The following is a 26,540-nucleotide window of genomic DNA, read 5'->3' on the forward strand; positions in this document are numbered from 1 at the left end:
AGCGCAGCGGCAGCGCGTCGTGACGGCTGCGGCTGCTCGCTGCAGGCACAGCGTAACCCCAAGCCGCATCACGCGTTGCCGCCACGCTCCTGCAACCAGCGGTGGATCGCCACCGGCACCTCGCGCTGCGCACGTCCGGAGACGTAGATGCCGATATGCCCGCCGCGGAAACTCAGCTCGGTGTAGTCGTCGCTGCCGACCAGGCCGCGCAATGCACGCGAGGCGTCGGGCGGCACCAGGTGATCGTGTTCGGCGTAGATATTGAGCACCGGCATGTCCACCGCCTGCAGGTCGACCGCCTCCCCGCCAATGCGCACCTGCCCGGTCACCAGGCCATTGCGCTGATAGAACTGGGTGACGAACTCGCGGAACGCCTCGCCGGCCAGATCGGGCGAATCGAAGATCCACTTTTCCATGCGCAGGAAATCTTCCAGCGCCTGCTTGTCGTCAAGGATGTCGAGCAAGCCGACGTACTTCTGCAGGTTCAGCCGGAACGGCTTGAGCATCAGGTAACTGGCGTTCATCAGATCCGCCGGCACGTTGCCCATGGTGTCCACGAACAGGTCCACATCGACCATGCGCGCCCAGTTGGAGAGCATGTTGTCGGGGGTGTGGAAATCCACCGGCGTGACCATGGTGATCAGGTTGCGCACCTTCGGCCGCTGCAGTGCCGCATAGCACAGCGCAAACGTGCCGCCCTGGCAGATGCCGAGCACATCGACCGCCTCCAGCCCCGACTGCGCGCGCAGGTGATCCACCGCGCCATCGATATAGCGCAGCAGATAGTCCTCCAGCGTCAGGTAACGCTCGGAGCGGTCCGGGTAGCCCCAATCCAGCACGTAGACGTCCTGGCCGTGGCCCAGCAGACCCTTGACCAACGAGCGGTCGGCCTGCAGATCGACCATGTAGGGGCGGTTGACCAGCGCGTAGACGATCAGCAGCGGCGTCCTGGCCACCGGCGCCTGCTCGCCGACAAAGCGATACAGCACCACCTTGCCATCGCGCCAGATTTCCTCGCGCTCGGTCACGCCGTAATCCACGTCTTCCACACCGGGCAGCAGCTTGAGCCCCTCGCGCAGCTTGCGCTGCATCGACAGGGTTTCCTGCATCAGGTCTTCGGCGCTGAATCCCAACGGGCCTTTCATGTCTGCGCTCCACGTGGCTTGCGTGCGGCCGGCTTAGCGGAAGCTGTGCCGGCCGATGGCCTGGCGGCGCTTTTGGACGCCTTCGTGTTCTTGGCTGTGGCGGTTTTCGCTGGCGGTTTCTTGGCCGGGCTGGTCGCCGCTGCCGGCTTGGGCGCAGTGTCCGCCCTGGCTGCCGGCGCGCGCCTGGTCGTGGCCGGCGCAACCGGGTCAGCCGCCGCTGCAGCGGGCTTGCCGGCCGGGCTGGCCGTAGTGCGCAGCATGCGCCGCACCGCACGTTCCAGCTCGGCGATGCGGCGATGCGCGGCGTCCATCTCCGAACGCGTCGGCATCCCGAAACGCTCGCTCAACTGCTCCACTTCTTCCTGCAACGCGGCGCGCAGGCGCATATGCGCATTGGCAAAGCCGCCGTAGACCTCGCGAAACTGGTCGGACAAGGCGACGTCGGCATACGACTCTTCGGCGGCCTCGATCCACAGATCGAACAAGGCACGCGCACTGGTCAGCTGACTGCCGCTGCTTTCGTGCTCGCCCAGCTTGGAGGCGAACCGGCCGAACGCCTGCTCGATGGCCGACTTGAGTTGTTCGCCATAGGCCTGCGATTGCGCCTGGTACTCCTGCTGCGCACGGGCCAGCGTCTGCAGGCGCGCCTGGTGATTGCGGCTCACGCCGAATGCCGGCATGTCCAGCCAGGGCGCGTTTTCCTCCCGCCACTTCGCCAGCGCCTGCGCGGCGTCCTGCAGCCATGGGTCGAAGCCGCCGGGGCTGCCGCCACGCAGCGAGCCCAGCGTCCACTGCATCAGCTGCTCGCCCTGCCCCTGTACGGCGCGCCGCCAGGCTTCGGAGACTTCGTTGGCCGAGGTGTCGCGCCCGGCGAACTGCGCGGCCACCTGCTGCATGGTGCCGAACCAGTCGCCGGCCTGATGACGGAAGCGGTCGATGGCCTCCTGCGCCTGCGGTGCGGCCTGGGTGGGCAGCAGCTGCGACCACCAGTCCATCGCCTTGCGCCAATCCTGCGGTGCGTCGCTGCCCGGCCCCGTCCCGGGAACGGCACCGGGCTGTGCAGCGGCGCCGGACTGGCCGTGGCGCATGGCATCTCCCCAGGCGCTCCAGTACTGGCGCGCCTTGTCTTCCAAGTTGCCGTTGTCCGAACCGCTGGTTGCCATGATCCCTTCCCGTGACTGTCCACCAGCCATCCTACCGCGTGTGCCCGGCTGTATCGGTCAGGGTTTGGGGATGCGCAGCGTCTTGCTGATCATCAGCGAGCCGGACACTGCAAACAGCAGCACCAACGGGTGGAACTGCCACGGCCCGAGCTGCCACTGGCCCCACCACAAGGTCTGGCCGATATGGCCGCTGCTGGCAGCGACCGCCAGCAGGATCACCAGCAGCAGGCTGGTGGGGATCGGGGTGCCCTCGAAGTACGGCACCTTGTCGGCCTCGCCGGCGATCTCTTCGGCAGTCACGTTGTAGCGCGCCAGCCGGCTCACGCCGCAGCAGACGAAATAGCTCAGCACCAGCCAATCCCAGCCGCCGCGCATGCCGCAGGCATAGCCCAGCGCCGCCGGCGCCACCCCGAACGAAATCACGTCGGCCAGCGAATCCAGCTCGCGGCCCAGGGTCGAGGAGGCCTTGCGCCAGCGCGCCACATGCCCGTCCAGCGCATCGAACACGAACGCCAGCGGGATCAGCGCCATGCCCAGCAGCAGGTCGCCGCGATGGCCTTCCTGCAGGAAGCGCATCGACGCGAACACCGCGCCGGTACCGCAGAAGGCGTTGGCCAGGGTGAACCAGTCCGCGAGTTGGAAATCGCGCAGCATCGAGAAATGGCGTTTCATGCGGAACCTGAGAGGAGCAAGGCGCAAAGGGTAACGCGCGCACGCCATGCAGGCGACCGTTTCACGCTATCGGCTAGGCTGGCGATCAGCATGGCCGCTCCGGCCGGGCACGATCGACGACGAGGACCGCATGAAGCGCAGCATCCTGATCACCGGCGCAGGCAGCGGCATCGGTGCCGGCATCGCCACCGAGCTGGCCGCCGGCGGCCACCATCTGATCGTCAGCGATATGGATCTGGCGGCGGCCGAACGCACCGCGCAGCGCCTGCGCGACACCGGCAGCTCGGCCGAAGCACTGGCGCTGGACGTGACCGATGACCACGGCATCGCGCAGGCCTTGGCGCGCGTGACGCGCGCGCCGCAGGTGCTGGTCAACAATGCCGGCCTGCAGCAGGTTGCTGCGCTGGAAGACTTTCCGATGCAGCGCTGGGCCTTGCTGGTGGATGTGATGCTGACCGGCGCCGCGCGGCTCAGCCGCGCGCTCCTGCCCGGCATGCGCGCGGCCGGCTACGGGCGCATCGTCAACATCGGCAGCATCCATTCGCTGGTCGCCAGCCCGTACAAGAGCGCGTATGTCGCCGCCAAGCACGGCCTGGTCGGCCTGGCCAAGGTCATCGCACTGGAAACCGCCGACTGCGACATCACCGTCAACACGCTATGCCCGAGCTATGTACGCACCCCGCTGGTGGAGCGCCAGATCGCCGACCAGGCGCGCACGCGCGGCATTGCCGAAGAGGCGGTGATCCGCGATGTGATGCTCAAGCCGATGCCCAAGGGCGCCTTTATCGACTACGACGAACTCGCCGGCACGGTCGCGTTCCTGATGTCGCATGCCGCGCGCAACATCACCGGGCAGGCGATCGCCATCGACGGCGGCTGGACCGCGCAGTAAGCACGGCTGGCGAAATTTTCACCAGCTTCCGTGGCCGCCTTGCGCCGCAAGGCGCGCGCGCAGTTGACCACAGACTTGCGCAGACTTCATCCACAACCGGTGTGGAGAAGTGCGTGGAGGCGAATTCGGAAGGCATGTCGCCACAGCGTGCAGCGCCGGCTTGCGCTCGCCTGGGCGGCTGCGCACTCCCTTAATCCCGCTCAGATGCGCGAATACGTCCACGACTGCATGCGCCCGTCGCGATACGGCATCACGCCATGAAACGGACGCGGGTCGCCATCGAAGACCAGCGGCAGGAAATTGCGGTCGCCCTCCCACATCGGTACCTGGTCCATGCGGTCGATCGCCACCCATTCCAGCGTGCCTTCCGGGTTGGAGGCCTGTGGCTCGCCCTGGAAGCTGCGGATCAGGAATACGAAGCCCAGCCAGTCCTCGCCATGCTTGCCGAAGCCCGGCCAGCTGATGGTGCCGCGCAGTTGCATGTCGCCGCACTCCACGCCGGCCTCTTCGCGGATCTCGCGGCGCATGCCGGCCAGCACGTCTTCGTCCGGTTCCACCTTGCCGCCGAGCCCGTTGTATTTGCCCAGGTGCTGATCGCCGGGGCGGGCATTGCGATGGATCATCAACACCTGTGTGCCGTCGGGCGACAACAGGTAGCCGAGCGTGGCGACGATGGGGGTATAGGGCATGGCGGGCGAGCTGGAATCGAGCGCATCAGTATGACCGATGCTGTGCAAGCGGCGTGGCGCAGCCTCAGCCGACCGCAGCCTGCGAGCCCGGGCGCGGTGGCGCGACGTAGTCGGTATCCAGACGCAAGGTAGCCACGCCATGGCCGCGCTCGGCCAGATAGTCCAGCCACTTGCCCAGGAACGTATTCATGCGCATGCGGTGGCTGATCAGCTCGGCCGGCGGCGGGAACATGCCCATCACGTCCTGCCAGCGACGGCCGACATAGCAATGGGTGGTCTCGGCCTGGCGCGCATCGCGGTACAGGCGCACGTAGGCCGACGGGTCAGGCTCGCCGGTGACGGGATCGCACAGGTCGTAGGTCAGCCGCAACTCGACCGTGTAGCGGTGACACTCGATCACGTCCAGACGCAGGTCCAGCCCATCGCCGATCGACGAGACATAGGAGCCGGGAGCGAGGTCGGCCGGTGCGAACAGCCGGGTCAGATGCTGAAAGTTTTCTGCGTACAAGCCCATCAGCCAGCCGAACCGGCTCAACTTGGGGATGCGTTCGAGTTTACTCAGTGCTTGCGCCATGAACCGATCCTACACGCTGCGCTGCCGCACGGGCAGCATTGACGACCGGCCACCGGCAGGCCTACCTTGGCGGAGCCCTGCCCCGCCCGCTTGATTTGCTTGACGCTCGCCGACCGACCGTGACACGTCACGGCAGCTTCGGATGGTGAATACGCTATGCGCGTCTCCACTCCCCAATCCCGCCAACCAATTCCCGCCTCAAAACATCTCGCGCTGCAGCCCCAGCGTGGACAACACCTTGCTGGAAATTTCCTCGATCGAGGTGTTGGTGGTGCTCAAGGTCGGAATGCGCTCCATCTGGAACATGCGTTCGGCGGTGGCCACCTCGCGCCGGCAGGTTTCTGCCGCGCTGTAGCGTGAGTTGGCGCGCCGCTCCTGGCGGATTTGCTGCAACCGCTCCGGGTCGATGGTCAGGCCGAACAACTTGCTGCGGTAATTGCGCAGGCGCGGCGGCAGGCGCTCGTTTTCCAGATCTTCCTCGGTCAACGGGTAGTTGGCGGCACGGATGCCGTAATGCAATGCCAGGTAGATGCAGGTCGGCGTCTTGCCGGCGCGCGACACCGCCACAAGGATCACGTCGGCCTCGTCGTAATTGAGTGCGATACCGTCGTCGTGGCTCAGCGCGAAGTTCATCGCGTTGATGCGGCGGTGATAGGTTTCGAAGTCCACCATGCCGTGTGCACGCCCCACGCGTGAATGCCGCGGCGCATTGAGCTCGCGTTCCAGCGGCTCGATGAAGGGCGCAAACACATCCAGCATCAAGGCGCCACTTTCGGCCAGGATCATGCTCAGCTGGGGATCGACGCAAGAATTGACCACCACCGGGCGCACCTGGTACCGCTCGCCTGCCGCGCGCACGCGCAATGCCGCATCGCGCGCTTTTTCTGCATCATCAATGAACGACATGCGGTCGGTGACGAAGTTGAATCCACTGAACTGCGTGAGCAGGCTATGCCCAATCGTTTCAGCGGTGATACCGGTTCCATCGGAGACGTAGAACACCGGTCGAATTGTTGACATCAAGACCACCTCTTTGAACTGGTGTCCAAAACTTACGGGTTCATGCTTGTGCAGATTCCGCTGTGCACTGCATCATAGCGGCTTCTTCCTACGGACGCGGCCATCCAGCCCGCTCGGGCGATGGCCATACGGAGCATCGCGCTTGAACGAGAATATCCTGTGGTTGCATGAGCTACGCCTGGCCGATCTGGCCCGCGTAGGTGGTAAGAATTCCTCGCTCGGCGAGATGATCGGCAACCTGGCCGGGCTTGGCGTTTCGGTTCCCGGTGGATATGCGACCACTGCCGAGGCTTTCAAGGACTTCATCGCGCATAACGATCTGTCCAAGCGCATCTTCGACAAGCTGGCAACGCTGGATGTTGAAGACGTGTCTGCCCTCACCGTTGCCGGCAGGGAAATCCGCGGCTGGGTGATCGATGCTCCGCTGCAGCCGGAACTGGACCGCGATATCCGCACCGCGTACGCACAGCTGTGTGCGGAAAACGGTGGTGGCGAAGTTGCCGTGGCGGTGCGTTCGTCGGCCACTGCCGAAGATCTGCCCGATGCCTCGTTCGCCGGCCAGCAAGAGACCTTCCTCAACGTGACCGGTGCCGACGATGTCGTGCACAAGGTCAAGGAAGTGTTCGCCAGCCTCTACAACGATCGCGCAATCGCCTACCGCGTGCATCATGGCTTCAAGCACGAAGACGTGTTCCTGTCGGCCGGCGTGCAGTTGATGGTGCGCTCGGGCGTCGGTGCGGCTGGCGTGCTGTTCACGCTGGACACCGAATCGGGCTTCCGCGACGTGGTGTTTGTCACCTCCAGCTTCGGTCTGGGCGAGATGGTCGTGCAAGGCGCGGTCAATCCCGACGAGTTCTACGTCTACAAGCCCACGCTGACCGCAGGCAAGCCGGCGATCTTGCGCCGCTCGCTCGGCAGCAAGGCGATCCGCATGGTCTACTCGGATGTGCCCGGCGAACGCGTACGTACTGAAGACACGCCAGTGGAACTGCGCAGCACCTTCTCGATCAGCGACGAAGACGTGCAGGAGCTTTCCAAGCAGGCGCTGGTGATCGAAAAGCATTACGGCCGCCCGATGGATATCGAGTGGGCCAAGGACGGTGTCAGCGGCAAGCTGTTCATCGTGCAGGCGCGTCCGGAGACCGTGAAGTCGCGCAGCCATGCCACCCAGATCGAGCGTTTCTCGCTGGAAGCCAAGGACGCCAAGATCCTGGTCGAAGGCCGTGCGGTAGGCGCCAAGATCGGCAGCGGCGTGGCACGCGTGGTGCGCTCGCTGGACGACATGAATCGCGTGCAGGCCGGCGACGTCTTGATCGCCGACATGACCGATCCCGATTGGGAGCCGGTGATGAAGCGTGCCTCAGCCATCGTCACCAATCGCGGCGGCCGCACCTGCCATGCGGCGATCATCGCGCGCGAACTCGGCGTGCCGGCCGTGGTCGGCTCGGGCAACGCCACCGATGTGATCAGCGACGGTCAGGAAGTGACGGTGAGCTGCGCCGAAGGCGATACCGGCTTTATCTACGACGGCCTGCTGCCGTTCGAGCGCACCACCACCGACCTGGGCAACATGCCGCCTGCCCCGCTCAAGATCATGATGAATGTGGCCAACCCGGAGCGTGCGTTCGACTTCGGCCAGCTGCCCAACGCCGGCATTGGCCTGGCGCGTCTGGAAATGATCATTGCTGCGCATATCGGCATCCATCCCAACGCGCTGCTGGAATACGACAAGCAGGACGCCGACGTCCGCAAGAAGATCGATGCCAAGACCGCTGGCTACGGCGACCCGGTGAGTTTCTACGTCAATCGCCTGGCCGAGGGCATCGCAACGCTGACCGCCTCGGTGGCACCGAACACGGTGATCGTGCGCCTGTCGGACTTCAAGTCCAATGAGTACGCCAACCTGATCGGCGGCTCGCGTTACGAACCGCATGAAGAGAACCCGATGATCGGCTTCCGTGGCGCCAGCCGCTACGTGGATCCGTCCTTCACCAAGGCCTTCTCGCTGGAGTGCAAGGCGGTGCTGAAGGTGCGCAACGAGATGGGCCTGGACAACCTCTGGGTGATGATTCCGTTCGTGCGCACGCTGGAAGAAGGCCGCAAGGTGATCGAGGTACTGGAGCAGAACGGGCTCAAGCAGGGCGAGAACGGCCTGAAGATCATCATGATGTGCGAGCTGCCGTCCAATGCGCTGCTGGCCGATGAATTCCTAGAGATCTTCGATGGTTTCTCGATCGGCTCCAACGACCTGACCCAGCTGACCCTGGGCCTGGACCGCGACTCGTCGATCGTGGCGCACCTGTTCGACGAGCGGAATCCAGCAGTCAAGAAGCTGCTGTCGATGGCGATCAAATCGGCGCGCGCCAAGGGCAAGTACGTGGGCATCTGCGGCCAGGGGCCGTCCGATCACCCGGAACTGGCCGAGTGGCTGATGCAGGAAGGGATCGAGTCGGTATCGCTGAATCCTGACACCGTGGTCGACACCTGGCTGCGTCTGGCCAAGTTGAAGAGCGAGAGCTGATGGGTATGTTGGGTGCGGTGTTGGCGGCGGCTGCGGGAGCAGTCGCCGCAAGGCCGGTGGCGGCCAAGACGGCGGAGCCGGCGTTCAATTGGGCCAATATCCCGTGGGCGCAATACGCGCTCAACTGGGGGCTGGCGCTGCTGATCGTGGTGGTCGGCATGTGGCTGGCCAAGCAGCTCAGCCAGTGGCTGCACCGTGCGCTGACCCGCGCGCGCATCGAGATCACGCTGACCAACTTCCTGCGCAACGTGTTGTATGCGTTGCTGCTGGTGCTGGTCTTCGTCAGTGCGCTGAGCAAAATCGGCGTGCCGCCGACCTCGCTGATCGCCGTGCTGGGTGCGGCCGGCCTGGCGGTCGGTCTGGCGTTGAAGGACTCGCTGTCCAATATCGCTGCAGGCGTGATGCTGATCGTGCTACGGCCGATGCGCGATGGCGACCATGTGGTGATTGCCGGCCAGGAAGGCATCGTCGACGAGATCCGGATCTTCCAGACCCGGATCCGCTCGTTCGACGAGCGCATGATCACCCTGCCCAACAGCACCATCACCACCTCGCCGATCGTCAACTACAGCACCCTGCCCAACCGGCGTTTGGAAGTGACCGTGGGCGTGGGCTACGGCGACGATCTGAAGAAAGCCCAGCAGCTGTTGCTGCAGATCGCCAAGGACAACCCGAACATCCTTCAGTCGCCGGCACCGTTCGTGCAGGTCACCAACCTGGGCGAAAGCACGGTGGATCTGATGTTGTTCGCGTATGCGACCAACGGCAATTTCGGCGCGGCCAAGAGCACCACGCTGGAACAGATCCGCAACCAGTTGCTGGAAAACGGGCTCAACATCCCGTATCCGCAGCGCGACCTGCACGTGTATCACCACGATGCCGACGGCAAGCCGATCTCCGACCTGCTGCTGAAAGGCATCGCCGACGACGGCGACCTGAGCAAGGGTCCGCCGCTGGCGCGCTGATGCATTCAACGGCGTGATGGAAAAGCAAAAGGCCGCATCGAACGATGCGGCCTTTCTTATTGGATGCGCTGCCATTGTGTGGCTTCTGGCCTGCCTGGTCGGCAGTAAACGTTGCCGGACGTACGCCTGCGCGTGGTCCGCAACCAGGCGCCGTCAATCAACACGCCAACAGCGCGCAACGCCGCCGTCGCCAGCGTTCAGGCCGGCACGTCGGCCTGGGAATCGCCGCCCAGCGCGCCCATGAACTGGCGGTAGTGGCGCAGCTCGTCGATCGAATCACGCACATCGCTCAACGCGGTGTGGGCCGAGCTCTTGGCAAAGCCATTGGCCACCGTCGGCGCCCAACGCCGTGCCAGCTCCTTGATGGTGGACACGTCCAGGTTGCGGTAGTGGAAGTAGCGCTCCAGGCGCGACATCTGGCGGTGCAGGAAGCGGCGGTCCTGGCAGATCGAATTGCCGCACATCGGCGAGGCGCCGGCGCGGATCCACTCGCTCAGGAAGGCCACCGTCTGCGCCTCGGCCTGGGCATGGGTGACCTGGCTGTCGAGCACGCGCTGCCAGAGCCCCGAACGGCGGTGCTGATTGCGGTTCCACTCGTCCATGGCTTCAAGCGTCGCCAGCGGGTGGGCGATGGCCAGCTCCGGCCCTTCGGCAAGCACGTTCAACTGCGCATCGGTCACGATGGTGGCGATCTCGATGATGGAATCGCGATCGGTATCCAGGCCGGTCATTTCCAGATCGATCCAGATCAGTCGGTCGTTGCCTGCAAGGGTGTCTGCCATGTCGCCGTCCTGTGGAGGGCCGTCGCCGGCCGGATGCTGAAGGGCGCGCATCATACCGCGGCCACGCCGCTCAGGGCGCGAGGGGCGGCTTGCCGCGCTTGGCCCTGAAGTAATTGGTCAGGCGCAGGCCGGCCTCGGCGGCCAGCACGCCACCGCTGACCTGCACGCGGTGGTTGTGGCGCGGGTCGGCGGGTAGATCGAATACGCTGCCGCAGGCGCCGGTCTTGGGGTCGCTGGCGGCGAACACCACCCGCGCGATGCGCGCGTGGATCATCGCCATCGCGCACATCGCGCATGGCTCCAGCGTGACATACAGCGTGCAGCCGATCAGCCGGTGGTTGGCCAGGCGGCGGCCTCCTTCGCGCATGGCCATGATCTCGGCATGTGCGCTGGGATCGTGGCTGGCGATATTGAAGTTCCAGCCCTCGCCCAGCACGGTGCCCCCGGCATCGATCAGCAGCGCGCCGACTGGGATCTCGTCAAAGTCGCGTTCGGCACGCTCGGCCAGTTGCAGGGCGCGTTGCATCCACTGTTGGTCGATCAGCGCCTGCGCCGCATCCACCGACGTTTCCACCGGCATGCTCACGCGGCGCTGCCGCCCTGGCGATCCAGGAAGGCGGCGAACGCGGCCACGGTAGCTTCGCTGACATGGTGCTCGATGCCTTCGGCGTCGCGGCGCGCGGTGGCCTCGTCGATGCCCAGGGCGAGCAGGAAGCGTTCGACGATCTGATGGCGCTGCCGGCTGGACGCCGCCAGCGCCTCGCCGGCCGGGGTCAGGAACACACCACGATACGGGCGCTGCACCACCCAGCCGTCGCGCACCAGGCGCTTGAGCATCTTGGCCACGGTCGGCTGCGCCACGCCCAGGCGCGCGGCGATATCGACCTGACGCGCCTCGCCGCCGTCAACCAACAGGTCGGAGATCAGCTCCACATAGTCCTCGACCAGCTCGGCGCGGCGCGCTTCGCGCACCTGACGGAAGCTCTCCATATGCACCTGTGCGTCGATCAGCGCCGGCGCGGCTGCTTCCAGCTTTTCGCTCTTGCCCACCCTCATCCCCGTCATCACGTCCGGCGCCAGTGCCGGGATGCGTAGTTTGAAGCACGCGGCCGATCATTACGATTTAAATTGCCAATGCTCAATAGCATAGCACTTGCTATATCATCGGTGTGACTCCCAGCCAGCCTGCTCAGCATGTCCGTCGATCTCCGTCCTCACCCAGCCTCGCCCCTCCCCTTGCCGGCCGCGGCCAATGGCGGGCTGGGCGATCACCATGCCAGCGTCGCCGTACCCAAGGGCGGCCACTGGTGGTTCCGGCTGCTGGCGTTCCTGGGCCCGGGCTACATGGTGTCGGTCGGGTACATGGACCCGGGCAACTGGGCCACCGATCTGGCCGGCGGCTCGCAGTTCGGCTATCTACTGCTGTCGGTGATCCTGCTGTCCAACCTGATGGCGATCGTGCTGCAGAGCCTGTCGGCGCGGCTGGGCATCGCGACCGGGCTGGACCTGGCGCAGGCCTGCCGGGCGCGTTACCCGCGTGGGGTGAATGTGGCGCTGTGGGGCATCTGCGAACTGGCGATCATCGCCTGTGATCTGGCCGAGGTGATCGGCACCGCCATCGCGTTGAAGCTGTTGTTCGGCATTCCGCTGACCGTGGGCGCCATCATCACCGCGGTGGACGTGGTGCTGGTGCTGTTGCTGATGAACCGCGGTTTCCGCGCGCTGGAAGCGTTCGTGATCGCGCTGCTGTTGATCATCTTCGTCTGCTTCGGCATCCAGATCGCGCTGGCGGCACCGCCGATCGCCGCCGTGCTGGGCGGCTTCATTCCGCGTGCGCAGGTGGTCACCGACCCGCGCGCGCTGTATTTGGCGATCGGCATCATCGGTGCGACGGTGATGCCGCACAATCTGTACCTGCATTCGTCGATCGTGCAGACACGTGCGTATCCGCGTACCGATGCGGGCCGCAAGTCGGCGCTGCGCTGGGCGGTGACCGACAGCACCGTGGCATTGATGTTCGCGCTGTTCATCAATGCCTCGATCCTGATCCTGGCGGCGGCGGTGTTCCATGCGCAGGGCCGCACCGATGTGCAGGAGATCGAACAGGCCCACGCCCTGCTCGCTCCAATGCTGGGCGTGGGCCTGGCCTCGACGCTGTTTGCAGTGGCGCTGCTGGCCTCCGGCGTCAATTCCACCGTCACCGCTACGCTGGCCGGGCAGATCGTGATGGAAGGCTTTCTGCAACTGCGTTTGCCGCCGTGGCTGCGGCGCCTGCTGACGCGCGGCATCGCCATCGTGCCGGTGGTGATCGTGACTTGGTTGTATGGCGAGGCCGGTACCGCGCGGCTCCTGGTGCTCAGCCAGGTGGTGCTGTCGATGCAGCTGCCGTTTGCGGTGATCCCGCTGGTGCGCTTCGTGTCGGATCGTGAGTTGATGGGCGCGCTGGTGGCACCGCCGTGGCTGGTGCGCATTGCGTGGGTCATTGCGGCGGTGATCGTCGGCTTGAACCTGAAGCTGCTGTGGGATACCGCACTGCAGTGATCCGCCTCGGCGATCTGTCGCAGCCGTCAGCTTGCGGTCGAAGCTGATGGTTGGCGGTGCCTTGCGCGTCCCGTGTGCAACGACCAGTTCGACGCATGCGCTACTGACCGCATCACGCCAGGCCCGTGATCACGACGTCCGGATTGCATGCCTTCGCCCGCAGAATGGTCCATGCCTCCGTTCGAGACGCGCCCGGTCGACGCAGCTTTCTCATCTCTGCAACGGCGGCTCTGGCAGCGTTAGCGCTGCCGAGCTTGGCCAGTGCTGTCCCGGCGCTACGCGCTCATCCCACCACACCGCCCTACCCGACCAATAACGGAGTCAACCCGATGTCCAATTTCGTCACCCGCCCCGACGGCGCCAACATTTTTTACAAGGACTGGGGCAAGGGCCAGCCGGTGGTGTTCTCGCACGGCTGGCCGCTCAGCGCCGATGCCTGGGATGCGCAGATGCTGTTCATGGGCCAACACGGCTTCCGCGTGATCGCGCATGACCGTCGCAGTCATGGCCGCTCGTCGCAGACCTGGGACGGCAACGACATGGACACCTACGCCGACGATCTGGCGGCAGTGATCGAGCAGCTGGACCTGCAGGACGCGATCCTGGTCGGCCATTCCACCGGCGGTGGCGAAGTGGCGCATTACATCGGCCGCTATGGCAGCAAGCGCGTGGCCAAGGTGGTGCTGGTTGGCGCGGTGCCGCCGCAGATGGTCAAAAGCCCGACCAATCCCGGTGGCCTGCCGATCAGCGTGTTCGACGGCATCCGCGAAGGTGTGGCCAAGGACCGTTCGCAGTTCTACCAGGAGTTGACCACGGCGTTCTTCGGCGCCAACCGCGACGGCCACAAGGTCACCCAGGGCATGCGCGATGCGTTCTGGCTGCAGGGCATGCTGGGCGGCCACAAGGGCCAGTACGACTGCATCAAGCAGTTCTCCGAAGTGGACTACACCCCGGACCTGAAGAAGATCGATGTGCCGGCATTGGTGGTGCATGGCGACGACGACCAGATCGTGCCGATCGATGCGTCGGGCAAGCTGTCGGCCAAGATCATCCAGAACGCCGAACTGAAGATCTACCCTGGCGCCCCGCACGGCCTGCCCGTCACCCACGCCGATCAGTTCAACCAGGACCTGTTGGCCTTCGCCAAAGCCTGATCCGGTTCGATTCGCGACCCCGAGCCGGCTCGTGAGAGTCGGCTTTTGTATGCGCTTCTCCTTCGCGCCGCCGGCTTCCAGGCGCGCAAAGGCCATCGCGCCGTTCGTCGGCCACGCCCGTCCCGCCGCAAGCCTGTGACGTTCTCGACCGTTCTTGAACGCCACGCCACTTGACGCAGCCGCCGCGCTTCCAAAACGATCGGCTTGAGCTATCGTATGCACCGCCAGCGGCGTGGGGGCCGCTTCAGCATCATGCGCAACAGCCGATAACGGCTAGGTCCGACCGCTGCCGGGGGGCTGCGACGGCGTTCGATTCAATCACTAAACGCGTTCAGGGGAATTGCGATGCTTCGTCACTCTTTGCGGGTGCGCCTGCTGTTGCCGGTGCTGGCCTTGGTGCTGGTCGTGGTGGTGGCACTGACGGTCATTCTGGCCATTACCGAAGCGAATCGGGTCAAGTTCGAGACCGGCGACGCGATCGAGCGCCAGTCGGTGTCCTTGCAGACCCTGTTCTCGGTCACCCGCGCGATGATGCTCGATCGCGTCAATTCCTCCATGCGCCAGCTGCGCAAGGAAGCCAACGCACACGGCGCCGCAAGTGTCGGCAACGAAGTGCGCGTGGGCGAGCGCAGCGCCAACGACCTGCTGCTGGGCCAGAAGGCGCAGGCCAACGTCTTCGACATGCTCGACGATGTCACCGCCATCCACGAAGGCACCGCCACGCTGTTCTCGCGTACCGGCGATGACTTCGTGCGCATCTCCACCAACGTCAAGAAGGACGACGGCAGCCGCGCCATCGGCACCGTGCTCGACCCCAACGGCCAGGCCGCCGCCAAGCTGCGCAACGGCGAAAGCTTCTACGGCGTGGTCGACATCCTCGGCAACCCGTACGTCACCGGCTACGAGCCGATCTTCGCCGGCAACGACAAGCGCGTGATCGGTGCCTGGTACGTGGGCTACAAGGCCGACACCCAGGCGCTGGAAAACGTGGTCAGCAGCCGTCGCGTGCTCGACTCCGGCTTCATCGCCGTGTTCGACAGCAAGAACAAGCTGCGCTTCCAGTCCACCACCGGCGCCACCACCGACACCGCCACCATCGAGCGGATCGTCAAGGAAACGCCCAACGACTGGGTCGTCACCAAGCAGGAAGTGCCCGATTGGGGCTTCACTCTGGTGTCGGCCTACCCCAAGAGCGACGTCAATGGCGTGATCGTGCGCCAGTCGCTGTGGATCGCCGGCATCGGCCTGCTGGTGTGCGCGCTGTTGCTCGGCCTGCAGTGGGCGTTGATCTGGAGCCGCGTGCTGCGCCCGATCCAGCACCTGACCACCGTGGCCGAAGAGCTGAGCCTGGGCAAGTGGAACCACACCATCGACGAGGTCAACCTCAAGGATGAAATTGGTACCCTGGCGCGCGCCATCTCCCGCCTGTCCAATAGTGTCCGGCTGGCCATGGAGCGGCTCAGCAAACGCTGAGCTGCACGCACCCATTCCGTACCAGATGATGCAAGGAAGACGCCATGTCCACTGAATTCCGTCCGCTGATCGAGGTCCTGCGCGAGCTCAAGGCGCTGGCACTGAAGAAGGCGTCCGGCTTTCTGTTCATCGTCACCGAGGAGAACCACTCCTGCATCATCCGCCTCAACGCCGGGCAGATCGAAGAGGTGGTTTTCCGCATGCTGCGCAATGACGAGGCGGTGCAACGCCTCACCATGGTCAATGCGGCCAAGGCCCGCTTCCAGGCCGATCCCGGCGCCGGCATGGGCAAGCCCTCGCTGCTGAGCGACGACTCGCGGCAGTGGTTGATGGGCGGTTTCGAACAGGATCTGGGTGGTGTGCCGGCACCGCCGCGGGCAGCGATTGCAGCGGCTCCGGCACCGGCCGCAGCAACGCCGCTCGCCGCACCGAACGCAGCACCTGCAGGCGCTGGCTCCCCACCCGACGAGCGCGTCCGCGATGCACTGGAAAAAGTCGCGCTGAATTATCTCGGCCCGATCGCCGGCATGCTCTGCGACGAAGCCTGGGACGCATCGAGCGACATCGAGCAGGTGCTCAACCAGCTCGGCGCCAACCTCTCCACGCCACAGGAAACGCAGAAATTCATGGCCGACGCGCGCGTGGCGCTGACCAAGCTGCGCTGACGGGTAACTACAGTAGATCTAGGATCAAACCGCGCATTGCGCGGTTTTTTTTCGCGCCCACTCGTGCGGAGATAGCGGAATTATCGCTGGCTAATCCGCACTTTTCACGCTTATGCCATTCAAGAACAAGTCGACGAAATGCCCGATCCGCGATTTCGATGAATGGTCATTTTCGACTGCAAGGGAAATGGCAGTCACCACGCAAATGAAATCCTCATACGTGACGTCGCCACGGATCGCACCCGCGTCCTGCCCGCGCTGAAGCAGCCGGCGCCCTTCTGCGGTGATCGCATGACAGCCGGGCGTCCCGCATTGGATAACAGCCCCGATCGAAGCAGCAAGGCTCTGATAAATGCTCGTGTTCCTGGCAAGTTCTTCCAGGTACGCGCGTACCGCCTCGCCTGGAGCAAGGTCTCGGTCGCGCGCACGGCTGGCTTGCGCCAGCGACAGGAAGCGCTCGTTGCTGGTCGCGGCTAACAGTGCCTCGCGCGTGGGAAAGCGACGATACAGCGTACCGATGCCGACACCTGCGCGCTTGGCAACTTCCTCGAGCGGGACACCAGCTCCTTTTTCCAGAAAGAGCGCTTCAGCTGCAGAAAGGATGAGTTCCCGATTTTTCTGCGCGTCAGCCCGAAGGGCAGGTTCATCGCTCACACGTTTTCCTCCCTCTCTTGTCAAGTGGAGGTTACCTCCATATCATAAGTGGAGCAATCCTCCATATTCGAAGAAGGCACCGGAAGATGACGAACCGTTTCGAAGACAAAGTGGTGGTGATCACGGGGGGCAGCGACGGCATCGGCCTGGCAACGGCGAAGCTGTTCGCAATGGAAGGCGCGCAGGTGTACATCACCGGGCGTCGGCAGGACGCACTTGCCGAGGCCGTAAAGGAGATCGGCCACGGAGCAGTCGGTGTGCAAGGCGATGTCACCAATTCCGACGACGTCGCGCGGCTTTATGAACGCATCCAACGCGATCACCACAAGGTCGATGTCGTGTTCGCCAATGCGGGCATCTACGAGGTCGTCCCACTCGACGCGATCGACGCTATGCATTTCGACACGACCTTCGACGTCAATGTGAAAGGCATGGTGTTCACCGTGCAAAAAGCGCTACCGCTGATGGCTGCGGGCAGCGCTATCGTCCTAAATGGCTCCATCGCTGGCAGCAAGGGTCTGCCAGGCCAATCTCTTTACAACGCCAGCAAGGCCGCGGTGCGCTCGTTTGCCCGAAGCTGGACCACTGACCTCAAGGAGCGAGGCATCCGCGTAAACGTCGTCTCGCCTGGTGGCACGCAGACGCGCCTGATACGCAGCTACCTCGATTCGCAGCCCGAAGTTGAAGAGGCGCTGAGCAGGAGTGTTCCGCTCGGGCGGTTGGCCGAACCGAACGAGGTAGCACGGGCAGTCCTCTTCCTGGCATCCAGCGAGAGCAGCTTTGTCGCCGGCCATGAGCTTTTCGTCGACGGTGGTGTCGCTGCGGTTTAGGCCTTGGGCAAGACGCGTGCGGTGCACGGCGATCCTGCGTGTCGAAGCCGTGCTGATCGTGCAGGCATGGCTGCGGCTCTGGTCGAAACGCTTCGTCGAGCGCAGGGTATCCCGCTGTGCGGTCTTGTTTGACGCAAAGGCGCGATGCAACCCGCGCTTCTAGAGGGTGATCCTGGCATCCAGCAACGGCACGAGCGCAGGCCAGCATCCCATCATCCGCGAAGGTCGAACGTACCTGAGTGCAGGACGCCTCACCCTCCCACGCCAACGGCGGGGTCCGGGCGCATTCGCACCCGGACTATTTCACCATCATCGATACTTGCCTCATCTTTTCGACGACTGGCGACAGTCACCGAAAACCTGATGTCATTCCCCACTCTGTCATCAACGGGCCTCGTAAACCCCCGTGATTTAAGGGATTTTTAGTAATCGATAAATCTAGACCGTCGCGATCTACCGTCAAAAACACGCGCTTAATGCTGGTGCGGGTCGTGGAGCGATCTGCGCGGCGTCGACACTTTCGGGCTTATTGCCAATCAGGATGCATCTTAGCGCGCTCCACTACGACCGGGAACGACCACACGCTAAGGGATTACAGTTCGCCCAGGAAGTCCACGATCACGACTACGCAATGATCGAAGCTGGGCGTGTAATCCAGCATGGCGATGGCGTTGAACGCGGCGCGCAGGCCGGCATGCGGCGCCTGGATCTGGGACAGAAACGCCTCCCGATGGCGTAGGAGAAACGGCGTCGCCGCCAGAAGCTGCTGAGGCTCGCGCTCGATCACGAGCGCCAGGTCGAAAAGATCACGCGCCGTGACCCGATCGCCACGGTGATACATCTTCTTGGCAATGATTTCGGCGGCTGTCTCCACCTTCACAGCGCGACCGCCGATATCCCAGGTGTCCCAGGCGCCGTCCAGCAGATTGGGAGCGGCAACGAAGTCGACTTCGCCCTCCTCGAATTGCAGTTTGACGAAGGCGCCTGGCTGCTCAGTGTAGTCCTGCGTCAAGTCCGCCGCCGAGTCGCTCAAACGAGGCGTGACAAAGCCGAGGTACTGCGGATCGGGCACAAAAATGTCGATGTCCTTGCTCAGCCGATGGCGGTAACGGAACATCAGCACGGTTCCACCGCCCAGGGTCCAGAACGGGTCCGTGATGCCGCCGTACTGGCTAATCTCGTCGATCAGCGCCAACGCCCGCGGGAAAAGCTTCTCCCATGGACCGCCGGGCAGTGCCACAGGCTTCATGCCCACAGCGCCCGACGGTGCACGGACAAGGACCCGGCCAGCTTCGCCACGTTGCGCCAGACCTGCCTTGGCGGCAGGTGCGCACGCGAGGCCGCCTCTTCCACGGCCATCACGACGATGGGCACAGGCGCCTCGTCGAGTAAATGTGTCAGGTGAGGGACAAATGGAGCAGGCACTTCGCCACTCGCCAGGGCCTGCTCCAGCGCCTCGGGCGCCAGTTCACGTGCATAGCTGACGCTCACCGTCTTGGCCGCCATCCACAGGCCGCGCTTCTTGCGTCTCGCTTGCGTATCGAGCTTGGGACTGTCCAAGCCCAGTACCGCCGTCACCTGCCCCACACGGTTGACGCCAAGATCGCTCAGCGTGCCATTTTCCAGGCCGACCAGAGTCTGGCGAGACAGTCCGCTCAAGTGTGCCAACTGCGCCTGGGACAGGCCCAGCTCAGTGCGCCGGGTCCGTACGGTATGGCCGATGTCGATGAGGTTCATGGCAGGCGCGATAGTTAGGCTAAATGTCTAATATTTTTTACATAATATACCCACTTATCACCACCTGCAAGAAGGCAGATTTGGCAAGCCGTCGTCCCTATTTCGCTGCGATGGCTCTTATCTAGCCGATATCTTTGCCAACTGGCGCTAATATCCTGGCAGGGCGTAACGGGGCGTAATGCGCGTTATGACAGGGCACTGCAGGGGATTCCATGGACGAGACACAACTGGAAGATTCGGCCACCGCTGCCGAATTGAAAATCGACGTTACCCTGATCGCCAAATTGAACTTGGCGGACTTTCAAAATGCGGTCCCACTGTTGCGGGATCTCTGGCTGGTCAACGAGACCGATCAGAAGCATGAGCAGGTCGAGTTGGTCCTGACGTCCGATCCGCCCTTTCTGAAGCCGCGCCGTTGGCGGATCGACGCGCTGGCCGCGGGCTCCCGCTATCCGATCCGCGACCTGGACCTGAATCTGGACGGCGGATTGCTGGCGCGGCTAACCGAGGCCGAGACGGCCACGGTCTCGCTGGCCTTGCGCTCCGTGGGCGCGGATGCGTCCATCCCGGCCCTCGCGCAGCGCGACAGCCATCTGGAGCTGCTGCCACGCAACCAATGGGGCGGCATCTCGCATCTGCCGGACTTGGTCGCCGCCTTCGTCCAACCCAACGATCCGGCCGTGGATCGGCTGCTCAAGCGAACCGCCGAGGTGTTGCGGCAGAACGATCGCAACCCCGCACTGGATGGCTACACCGGCGGCGCCAAACGCGCCTGGGAACTGGCTTCGGCCCTCTGGGGGGCCACGGCTGGCATGCAGTTGGACTATGCCCTGCCCCCGGCCAGCTTCGAGCAGTCGGGCCAGAAGGTGCGCAGTCCCAGCCAGATCGAAAGCTCGGGGCTGGGGACGTGTTTCGACCTCACGTTGCTGTTCTGCGCCGCACTCGAGCAGGCAGGGTTGAACCCCCTGTTGGTCTTCACAGAGGGCCATGCCTTTGCAGGTGTCTGGCTGCAACCAGAGGAGTTTTCCAACACGGTCGTCGACGACGTGACCGCTTTGCGCAAGCGCCTCAGGCTCAAGGAACTGGTGCTGTTCGAGACCACCCTGATCACCCAGCGCCCCACTGTCCCTTTCAGCTATGCCACCGAACGCGGTGCCCAGCAGGTTGATGAATCTCAGGATGCGGGATTCCGCCTGGCCGTTGACATCCGCCGGGCGCGGCTGCAGCGCATCAAGCCATTGGCCAGTGCGGAGGCGGCAGTTGCTACGGCGTCGGACACCAAAGGGTCACCGTCCACGCCCGCCGCGCCAAAGATCGAAGACGCGCCTGACCTGCCCGACAACGCGCCGGCCAATGCGGAAGATGCCAGCCAGCTCGATCCCAAAGACCGGCTGCTTCGCTGGCAACGCAAGCTGCTGGATCTGTCGCTTCGCAACAACCTGCTCAACTTCAAGGCCGGCAAGAAAGCACTCAAGCTGGAAGCACCGGACCCTGGCGCGCTGGAAGACATGCTGGCCAGCGGCCAGTCCCTGAAGCTGCGCCCGCGTCCAGACCTGATGGACGGTGCCGATCCGCGCGATCAGGCCATCTACGAAGCCCGCGAACGCGAGAACGTGCGCCGTGCGCACGCGCTGGAAGCCCTGCAGAAAGGCGAGGTTTTCGTTGGCGTTCCCGAGATCGAACTCGATTCACGCCTGGTCGATTTGTTTCGCAGCGCTCGCACGACTTTGCAGGAAGGTGGTGCCAACACGCTTTATCTCGCCCTGGGCTTCCTGTCCTGGACCCGCGAAGACCGTGACGGTCAGCGCTACCGCTCGCCCTTGATCCTGGTGCCGGTCAGCCTGCAGCGCAAGAGCGCCCGCTCGGGCTTCACGCTCAGCCTGCATGACGACGAGCCCCGCTTCAATCCGACCTTGATCGAGATGCTGCGCCAGGACTTCGAACTGAGCCTAGGCACGCTCGAAGGCGAACTGCCGCGGGACGATGCCGGCCTGGACGTCGCTGCGGTGTGGAAGGCTGTCGGCCACGCCATCAAGGACATCAAGGGCTGGGAAGTGACCGAGGACGTGGTGTTGTCCATGTTCTCGTTCGCCAAGTACCTGATGTGGAAAGACCTGGCCGAGCACAGCGAACAGTTGCGAGAGAACCCGGTCGTGCGCCACCTGCTGGACACCCCGCGCGATGCCTATCCACCGGGCGCTCCGTTCCCGCAAGTGCGCGAACTGGACCAGCACTTCGACCCCAGGCAGGTGTTCTGCCCCTTGCCGGCGGATTCCTCGCAGTTGTCAGCCGTGCTGGCCGCCTCGCAGGGCAAGGACTTCGTCCTGATCGGTCCACCGGGGACGGGCAAGAGCCAGACCATCGCCAACCTGATCGCCCAATCCCTGGCACAGGGCCGACGCGTCCTCTTCGTATCCGAGAAGATCGCGGCGCTGGACGTCGTCTACCGGCGCCTGCGTGAAATCGGCCTGGGCGAGTTCTGCCTGGAGCTGCACTCGAGCAAAGCCCGCAAGCTCGACGTGTTGACGCAGTTGCAATCGGCTTGGTCCAGTAGTGGCCAGGCCGACGCCGAGCAGTGGCGGGCCGAGGCCGAGAAACTCAAACGCCTGCGCGATGCGCTGAACATCTATGTGGAACGCCTTCACCAGCGTCGCCGCAACGGCTTGAGCCTGTTCGATGCCATCGGCACCGTCAGCGCGGGACACGACGTCCCGACACTTCACTTGGCCTGGCCCTCGGCCGATCAGCACGATCATACTGGCATCGAACAGTTGCGCAGTGCCGTGGACCGACTGGAAGTCAACGCACAGGCCATTGGCCATGCCGCGCTGGCGCAGCACCCCTTGGCCCTGGTCGGCCAGGGAGACTGGTCGCCCACCTGGCAGCAGCAACTAATCGCCACTGCGCGTGATGTGCTTCCCGCCGCCCAGGCGACGATCGAATCCGCCCAGGCGTTTGTCCAGGCCATCGGCCTGCCCTCGCCCACCTTGACGCCCGAAACCTGCGAAGCGCTGCTGCTCCTGGCCCAACGCCTGCCTCTGGCGGCGGGACATGATTGGCGCTTTGTCCTGCGGCCCGACGCACGCAGCCTGAGCCAACGCCTTCAGGAAGGCGCGGCACTGGTGCGCCGCCATGCGGAACTGAACATACAGCTGTCCACGCCGTGGCCCGCTTCTGTCATGACTGCCTGCGCCGACGGGCTGGCCCTGCTCGCCGAGCACCGGCAGACTCGCGCAGAACTCGGCGAGCCCTGGCCGATACGCATCACCGTGCAGCTCAACCAAGGGCTGGGCCTGCTGGCCCAACTCGTCGAGCACCACTCGGCACTATCGGCTCCCTACGGCAAGGCGATCGAACAGCTCGACGTCGCCCAGTTGCAGCAAATGTGGGAACAGGCCGAGCAGACGTTCTGGCCCAAGTCCTGGCTGGGTAAACGCAAAGTCACAGCACAACTGTCCAGCGCTATCACAGGCGACGCGCAGCCCGACGTCGCCAACGATCTGCAGCATTGGAAGGCCATCCGCGCCTTGCGCCAGCAGATCCAGGCCATCGTTCCAGGCCAGCAGTGTGCGGACGTCTGGGCAGGACTGGAGACACAAGAGGACAAGATACACACGGCCCTGCGCTGGCAAACCGCCCTGGCCGCCGTACGCGAAGGCCAGCCCTGGGAGGACGACGGCTTCGATGCCATCGCCAACGGCCAATGCGGGGCCGCCCTGCAAGCCGATCTGCAACGGGCACGGCAATTGCGCCAGCTCGACCAAGACATTGCGGCACAGGCATCGCTGGAAACGGCGACCGACGGCCTATGGGCAGGCCACGCCACACCAGTCGACCGCCTGCGTGCCGCACTCGACTTCCTGAGCGACTGGCGCAGCCATGCCCAGCTAGGTGCATTGGATGCCCACACCTTGGTTGAGGAAGGCGCTTGCGGCCCCACGCTGACACGTGACCACCAGACGCTTCGCCAGCGGGCCGATACGGAACAAGCACTGGCCGCCCTGGACGACTTGCGCGAGTCCACCGCAGGCCTGTGGAAAGGTCTCGCCACCCACCTGGATGACCTCGAGCATGCCTGCCAGCTCCGAGAGGATCTGGCTGCCGTGCTGGCCCGCCTGGCCACCACGCCCGAACAGATCTCTGCCTGCAAGGCACCGCTGCATGCGCTATTGGGCGATGCCAATGCACTGCTGGAGCCAGGTGGTCGAATCGTGCTGGCCGGCGCTCGATACGTGGAGAAATGGGAACAGCTGCTACCCCGGCGCGAGGCACTCGCGACAACCGGACATTTTGCCGAGGCCGCCCAGGCGCAGTGGCAGTCCATATCACTCGACGGGCTGATCGAGCAAAGTCAGTCCATCGTGCGCGCCGAACACGGGCTGCGCAGCTGGTGCGCATGGCGCCAGGCGCGCGACGAGGCGCTGGCACTCGGGCTGCCCCCCCTGGTCCAGGGCATCGAGCAGGGCCGGGTCGGCCCGGACCAGGCACGCCGAACCTTCGAGACCAACTACGCGCGCTGGTGGCTCAACGCCGTGGTCGATCACGAGCCGGTCATCCGCGGCTTCGTCAGCGCCGAGCATGAACAGCGCATCCGCGATTTCCGCGAACTCGACGAACGCTTCACCGCCCTGACCCGGGACTGGCTGCGCGCCCGCCTGTGCGCCGACCTGCCCTCGCAGGACAACGTCAGCCGCAACTCCGAATGGGGGCTGCTACGGCACGAGATGGGCAAGAAGCGCGCGCACCTGCCCTTGCGCGAACTGATGGCTCAGATTCCCGAGGCGCTGACCAAGCTCACGCCCTGCCTGCTGATGAGCCCGCTGTCCATCGCGCAGTACCTCCAGGCCGGAGCCAACGCGTTCGACCTGGTGATCTTCGACGAAGCTTCGCAGATCCCGGTCTGGGACGCGATCGGCGCCATCGCCCGCGGCCGCCAGGTCGTCATGGTCGGCGACCCCAAGCAGTTGCCGCCCACCTCGTTCTTCGACCGCGCCGAATCCGGGCTGGACGACGAAGACGTCGAGGCCGACCTGGAGAGCATCCTCGACGAGTGCATCGGAGCCAACCTGCCGACACGGAATCTGAACTGGCACTACCGCTCCCGTCATGAAAGCCTGATCGCGTTCTCCAATCATGCCTACTACGACGGCGAACTGGTCACCTTCCCCTCACCCGTCACCAACGATCGCGCGGTCAGCCTGCAGCCGGTCTCAGGCACCTACCAGAAGGGCGGTGCGCGGACCAACCCGGCCGAAGCGAAGGCGCTGGTCGCCGACGTGGTGGCGCGCCTGACGACGCCCGGTTTCCGCGAAATCGGGCTTACGATTGGAGTGGTTACCTTCAATGCCGAGCAGCAGAAACTGATCGAGGACCTGCTCGACGAGGCACGCCGCCAGGATCCAAGGCTGGAGCCCTATTTCGCCGAGAGCGAACTGGAGCCGCTGTTCGTCAAGAACCTGGAGAGCGTGCAGGGCGACGAACGCGATCTCATCTATTTCTCCATCACCTACGGCCCGGACCCTGCAGGCCAACTGGCTATGAACTTCGGTCCACTCAACCGCCAAGGCGGCGAGCGCCGGCTCAACGTGGCTATCACCCGCGCGCGTCACGAACTGCGCGTATTCGCCAGCTTCCACGCGGAGCAGATGGATTTGGCGCGCACTCAAGCCATCGGCGTGCGCGATCTCAAGCACTTCTTGGAATTCGCCGAACGCGGCGCTCGCGCGCTGGCGGAATCGAACAGAGGCAGCCTGGGGGGCTTCGACAGTCCCTTTGAACAAGCTGTGGCCACCGCCCTGACCCGGCGCGGCTGGCACGTCCAGCCGCAGATCGGCGCCTCCTCGTTCCGCATCGACCTCGGCATCGTCGATCCCGACGCCCCCGGACGCTACCTGGCCGGTGTGGAATGCGATGGCGCCACCTACCATCGCAGCGCCACCGCGCGCGACCGCGACAAGCTGCGCGAGCAGGTTCTGCGCGGCCTGGGATGGGACATCGTGCGGGTCTGGTCCACCGACTGGTGGATCGATCCGGCCGGCACGCTCGACAGGCTGGACGCCCGGCTGCAAGCCGTGCTCACGGCCCAGCGCAAGCGGCGCTCCGAACAGGCCGAGCGCGAAGCTGAGGCCGAGCGCCTGGCGCAGGCGGCCATCGCGCAAGCTATGGCGTCAGTAACGAAGCCAGACGAGGAAACGGCGGCCCCAATCCAGGATGCGGGTCCGGTCGCACCAGAAGTCCCGGCGACAGCTCCATGGCAGCAAGTCGAGGAAGTCTTTGCTCGCCAGGTCTCCGCAGCATCAGCCCATGCCGGTATCGCAGAAACAACGCCACCCAAAGCCTCGCTCTATCGGGTCACCCATCCGGCCGAAGCGGTCGCCGGCGCCAATCCCGATCGCTTTTTCGACGACGATTACAACGACACCCTATTGGCCATGATCGCCCACGTCATCGATCATGAAGGCCCCTTGCTCGACGCCCTGCTGGCTCGCCGCATCGCCCGTGCCCACGGCTGGGTACGCACAGGCGGGCGGATCCGCGAGCGCGTGTTCCAACTTGCTCGAGCCCGCCATCGGACGACGGATGAAGAGGTCGGCACGTTCTACTGGCCCGAGCATCTCGATCCTGCAACGGAGCCGCCTTTCCGGGCGCCTGCCGACGAGGACAGCGTGCGGGCGGTCGACGAGATCAGCCTGCAGGAACTGGCTTCGCTGGCCCGTGCTGTGATCACACAAGGAACGAAAGACGAAGCTGTGTATTACGCAATGGCGCGGAGACTGGGCCTCCAGCAGCTGCGGGCCTCCAGCCGAATGCGCTTGGAGCAGGCCGTGCATTCGACAGGGCATTAGGTAGACATTCTCAGGAGGGGAGCCATGCCACACCAGGAGGCGCTACCGTCGAACCCGGAACAGGGCCTTGCAACGCCCAAGATAGTCCCGGCAGAGCCTTGGCCGCAGGCATCCTCCGAGAGCAGCGAGCGATTGGATGGCGCCACAGACCTGCTTGGCCTGTCACGTCAGCAGCGCAACCTGCTACTCCTGCGTCCCATCTTCCAACTCGAGCGCTA

General features: G+C 64.6%; 21 protein-coding genes. 9 read left to right on the forward strand and 12 right to left on the reverse strand.

The genetic code is table 11. The features are described 5' to 3' along the window. Positions 1 to 68: 68 nt before the first annotated feature. From ABQY64_RS11535 to ABQY64_RS11545, 3 genes are read right to left on the reverse strand one after another with little or no spacing between them, the layout of a single operon-like run. On the reverse strand, positions 69 to 1,145 hold the full coding sequence (locus ABQY64_RS11535) for a class III poly(R)-hydroxyalkanoic acid synthase subunit PhaC (RefSeq protein WP_024938704.1): 1,077 nt from the start codon (positions 1,143 to 1,145) through the stop codon (positions 69 to 71). Continuing rightward, positions 1,142 to 2,311 (reverse strand): class III poly(R)-hydroxyalkanoic acid synthase subunit PhaE, encoded by a 1,170-nt coding sequence (phaE, locus tag ABQY64_RS11540; protein WP_349779413.1) that lies wholly within the window; start codon positions 2,309 to 2,311, stop codon positions 1,142 to 1,144. Before phaE ends, ABQY64_RS11535 begins: the two co-directional genes overlap by 4 nt. Positions 2,312 to 2,365: 54 nt before the next feature. Beyond that, positions 2,366 to 3,028: a phosphatidylcholine/phosphatidylserine synthase gene (locus ABQY64_RS11545; RefSeq protein ID WP_026064801.1), complete on the reverse strand. Its 663-nt coding sequence runs from the start codon at positions 3,026 to 3,028 to the stop codon at positions 2,366 to 2,368. 82 nt (positions 3,029 to 3,110) lie between these two features. Between ABQY64_RS11545 and ABQY64_RS11550 the strand changes: the two genes are divergently transcribed. Continuing rightward, positions 3,111 to 3,872 carry a 3-hydroxybutyrate dehydrogenase gene (locus ABQY64_RS11550; RefSeq protein ID WP_349779388.1) on the forward strand — a complete coding sequence of 254 codons (762 nt, stop codon included), beginning with the start codon at positions 3,111 to 3,113 and terminating at the stop codon, positions 3,870 to 3,872. 200 nt (positions 3,873 to 4,072) lie between these two features. Here ABQY64_RS11550 and ABQY64_RS11555 read toward each other — a convergent pair whose 3' ends face one another. The 3 genes from ABQY64_RS11555 to ABQY64_RS11565 all read right to left on the reverse strand — a co-directional run bounded on the left by ABQY64_RS11555 (position 4,073) and on the right by ABQY64_RS11565 (position 6,155). Next, positions 4,073 to 4,561 (reverse strand): 8-oxo-dGTP diphosphatase, encoded by a 489-nt coding sequence (locus tag ABQY64_RS11555; protein WP_065047524.1) that lies wholly within the window; start codon positions 4,559 to 4,561, stop codon positions 4,073 to 4,075. A 64-nt stretch (positions 4,562 to 4,625) separates the two neighbouring features. Further along, positions 4,626 to 5,135 (reverse strand): DUF1249 domain-containing protein, encoded by a 510-nt coding sequence (locus ABQY64_RS11560; protein ID WP_016904415.1) that lies wholly within the window; start codon positions 5,133 to 5,135, stop codon positions 4,626 to 4,628. Between the two features lie 198 nt (positions 5,136 to 5,333). Further along, positions 5,334 to 6,155 (reverse strand): pyruvate, water dikinase regulatory protein, encoded by an 822-nt coding sequence (locus tag ABQY64_RS11565; RefSeq protein WP_024939184.1) that lies wholly within the window; start codon positions 6,153 to 6,155, stop codon positions 5,334 to 5,336. A gap of 142 nt (positions 6,156 to 6,297) precedes the next feature. Between ABQY64_RS11565 and ppsA the strand changes: the two genes are divergently transcribed. Beyond that, on the forward strand, positions 6,298 to 8,676 hold the full coding sequence (gene ppsA, locus ABQY64_RS11570) for a phosphoenolpyruvate synthase (RefSeq protein ID WP_104595216.1): 2,379 nt from the start codon (positions 6,298 to 6,300) through the stop codon (positions 8,674 to 8,676). After that, positions 8,676 to 9,641 carry a mechanosensitive ion channel family protein gene (locus tag ABQY64_RS11575; RefSeq protein ID WP_047128760.1) on the forward strand — a complete coding sequence of 322 codons (966 nt, stop codon included), beginning with the start codon at positions 8,676 to 8,678 and terminating at the stop codon, positions 9,639 to 9,641. The genes ppsA and ABQY64_RS11575 overlap by 1 nt, the downstream gene beginning before the upstream one ends. Positions 9,642 to 9,838: 197 nt before the next feature. Here ABQY64_RS11575 and orn read toward each other — a convergent pair whose 3' ends face one another. The 3 genes from orn to mntR form a co-directional block, all read right to left on the reverse strand. Continuing rightward, positions 9,839 to 10,423: an oligoribonuclease gene (gene orn, locus ABQY64_RS11580; RefSeq protein WP_024939185.1), complete on the reverse strand. Its 585-nt coding sequence runs from the start codon at positions 10,421 to 10,423 to the stop codon at positions 9,839 to 9,841. 70 nt (positions 10,424 to 10,493) lie between these two features. Beyond that, complete coding sequence (gene tadA, locus ABQY64_RS11585) at positions 10,494 to 11,003, reverse strand: tRNA adenosine(34) deaminase TadA (protein WP_104569990.1); 510 nt, start codon at positions 11,001 to 11,003, stop codon at positions 10,494 to 10,496. A gap of 2 nt (positions 11,004 to 11,005) precedes the next feature. Beyond that, positions 11,006 to 11,473: a manganese-binding transcriptional regulator MntR gene (gene mntR, locus ABQY64_RS11590; protein ID WP_024939187.1), complete on the reverse strand. Its 468-nt coding sequence runs from the start codon at positions 11,471 to 11,473 to the stop codon at positions 11,006 to 11,008. A 144-nt stretch (positions 11,474 to 11,617) separates the two neighbouring features. On the opposite strand from mntR, the gene ABQY64_RS11595 reads away from it, so the two are divergent. From ABQY64_RS11595 to ABQY64_RS11610, 4 genes are all read left to right on the forward strand, one after another. Further along, positions 11,618 to 12,964, forward strand: coding sequence for an Nramp family divalent metal transporter (locus tag ABQY64_RS11595; protein ID WP_349779387.1), 1,347 nt, complete (start codon positions 11,618 to 11,620; stop codon positions 12,962 to 12,964). A 329-nt stretch (positions 12,965 to 13,293) separates the two neighbouring features. Further along, positions 13,294 to 14,118: an alpha/beta hydrolase gene (locus ABQY64_RS11600; RefSeq protein ID WP_349779386.1), complete on the forward strand. Its 825-nt coding sequence runs from the start codon at positions 13,294 to 13,296 to the stop codon at positions 14,116 to 14,118. 345 nt (positions 14,119 to 14,463) lie between these two features. Then, entirely contained in the window at positions 14,464 to 15,591 is a 1,128-nt protein-coding gene (locus tag ABQY64_RS11605) for a Cache 3/Cache 2 fusion domain-containing protein (protein WP_065031540.1), read from the forward strand. 44 nt (positions 15,592 to 15,635) lie between these two features. Further along, positions 15,636 to 16,256 (forward strand): hypothetical protein, encoded by a 621-nt coding sequence (locus tag ABQY64_RS11610; RefSeq protein WP_349779385.1) that lies wholly within the window; start codon positions 15,636 to 15,638, stop codon positions 16,254 to 16,256. A gap of 90 nt (positions 16,257 to 16,346) precedes the next feature. On the opposite strand, the gene ABQY64_RS11615 is transcribed toward ABQY64_RS11610, so the two are convergent. Continuing rightward, positions 16,347 to 16,910: a TetR/AcrR family transcriptional regulator gene (locus ABQY64_RS11615; RefSeq protein ID WP_104559607.1), complete on the reverse strand. Its 564-nt coding sequence runs from the start codon at positions 16,908 to 16,910 to the stop codon at positions 16,347 to 16,349. Between the two features lie 86 nt (positions 16,911 to 16,996). Between ABQY64_RS11615 and ABQY64_RS11620 the strand changes: the two genes are divergently transcribed. Continuing rightward, complete coding sequence (locus tag ABQY64_RS11620; protein ID WP_349779384.1) at positions 16,997 to 17,740, forward strand: glucose 1-dehydrogenase; 744 nt, start codon at positions 16,997 to 16,999, stop codon at positions 17,738 to 17,740. Between the two features lie 592 nt (positions 17,741 to 18,332). Here the strand turns inward: ABQY64_RS11620 and ABQY64_RS11625 are convergent. Together ABQY64_RS11625 and ABQY64_RS11630 are read right to left on the reverse strand one after the other, a co-directional pair. Next, complete coding sequence (locus ABQY64_RS11625) at positions 18,333 to 18,989, reverse strand: nucleotidyl transferase AbiEii/AbiGii toxin family protein (RefSeq protein ID WP_349779383.1); 657 nt, start codon at positions 18,987 to 18,989, stop codon at positions 18,333 to 18,335. Next, positions 18,986 to 19,477, reverse strand: coding sequence for a helix-turn-helix domain-containing protein (locus ABQY64_RS11630; protein ID WP_102256642.1), 492 nt, complete (start codon positions 19,475 to 19,477; stop codon positions 18,986 to 18,988). Before ABQY64_RS11630 ends, ABQY64_RS11625 begins: the two co-directional genes overlap by 4 nt. A 212-nt stretch (positions 19,478 to 19,689) precedes the next feature. Between ABQY64_RS11630 and ABQY64_RS11635 the strand changes: the two genes are divergently transcribed. Continuing rightward, on the forward strand, positions 19,690 to 26,322 hold the full coding sequence (locus tag ABQY64_RS11635) for a DUF3320 domain-containing protein (RefSeq protein WP_349779382.1): 6,633 nt from the start codon (positions 19,690 to 19,692) through the stop codon (positions 26,320 to 26,322). Positions 26,323 to 26,540 lie beyond the last annotated feature (218 nt).

The sequence above is a fragment of the Xanthomonas sp. WHRI 7065 genome (assembly GCF_040203115.2).
Taxonomy (GTDB): Bacteria; Pseudomonadota; Gammaproteobacteria; order Xanthomonadales; family Xanthomonadaceae; genus Xanthomonas; species Xanthomonas arboricola.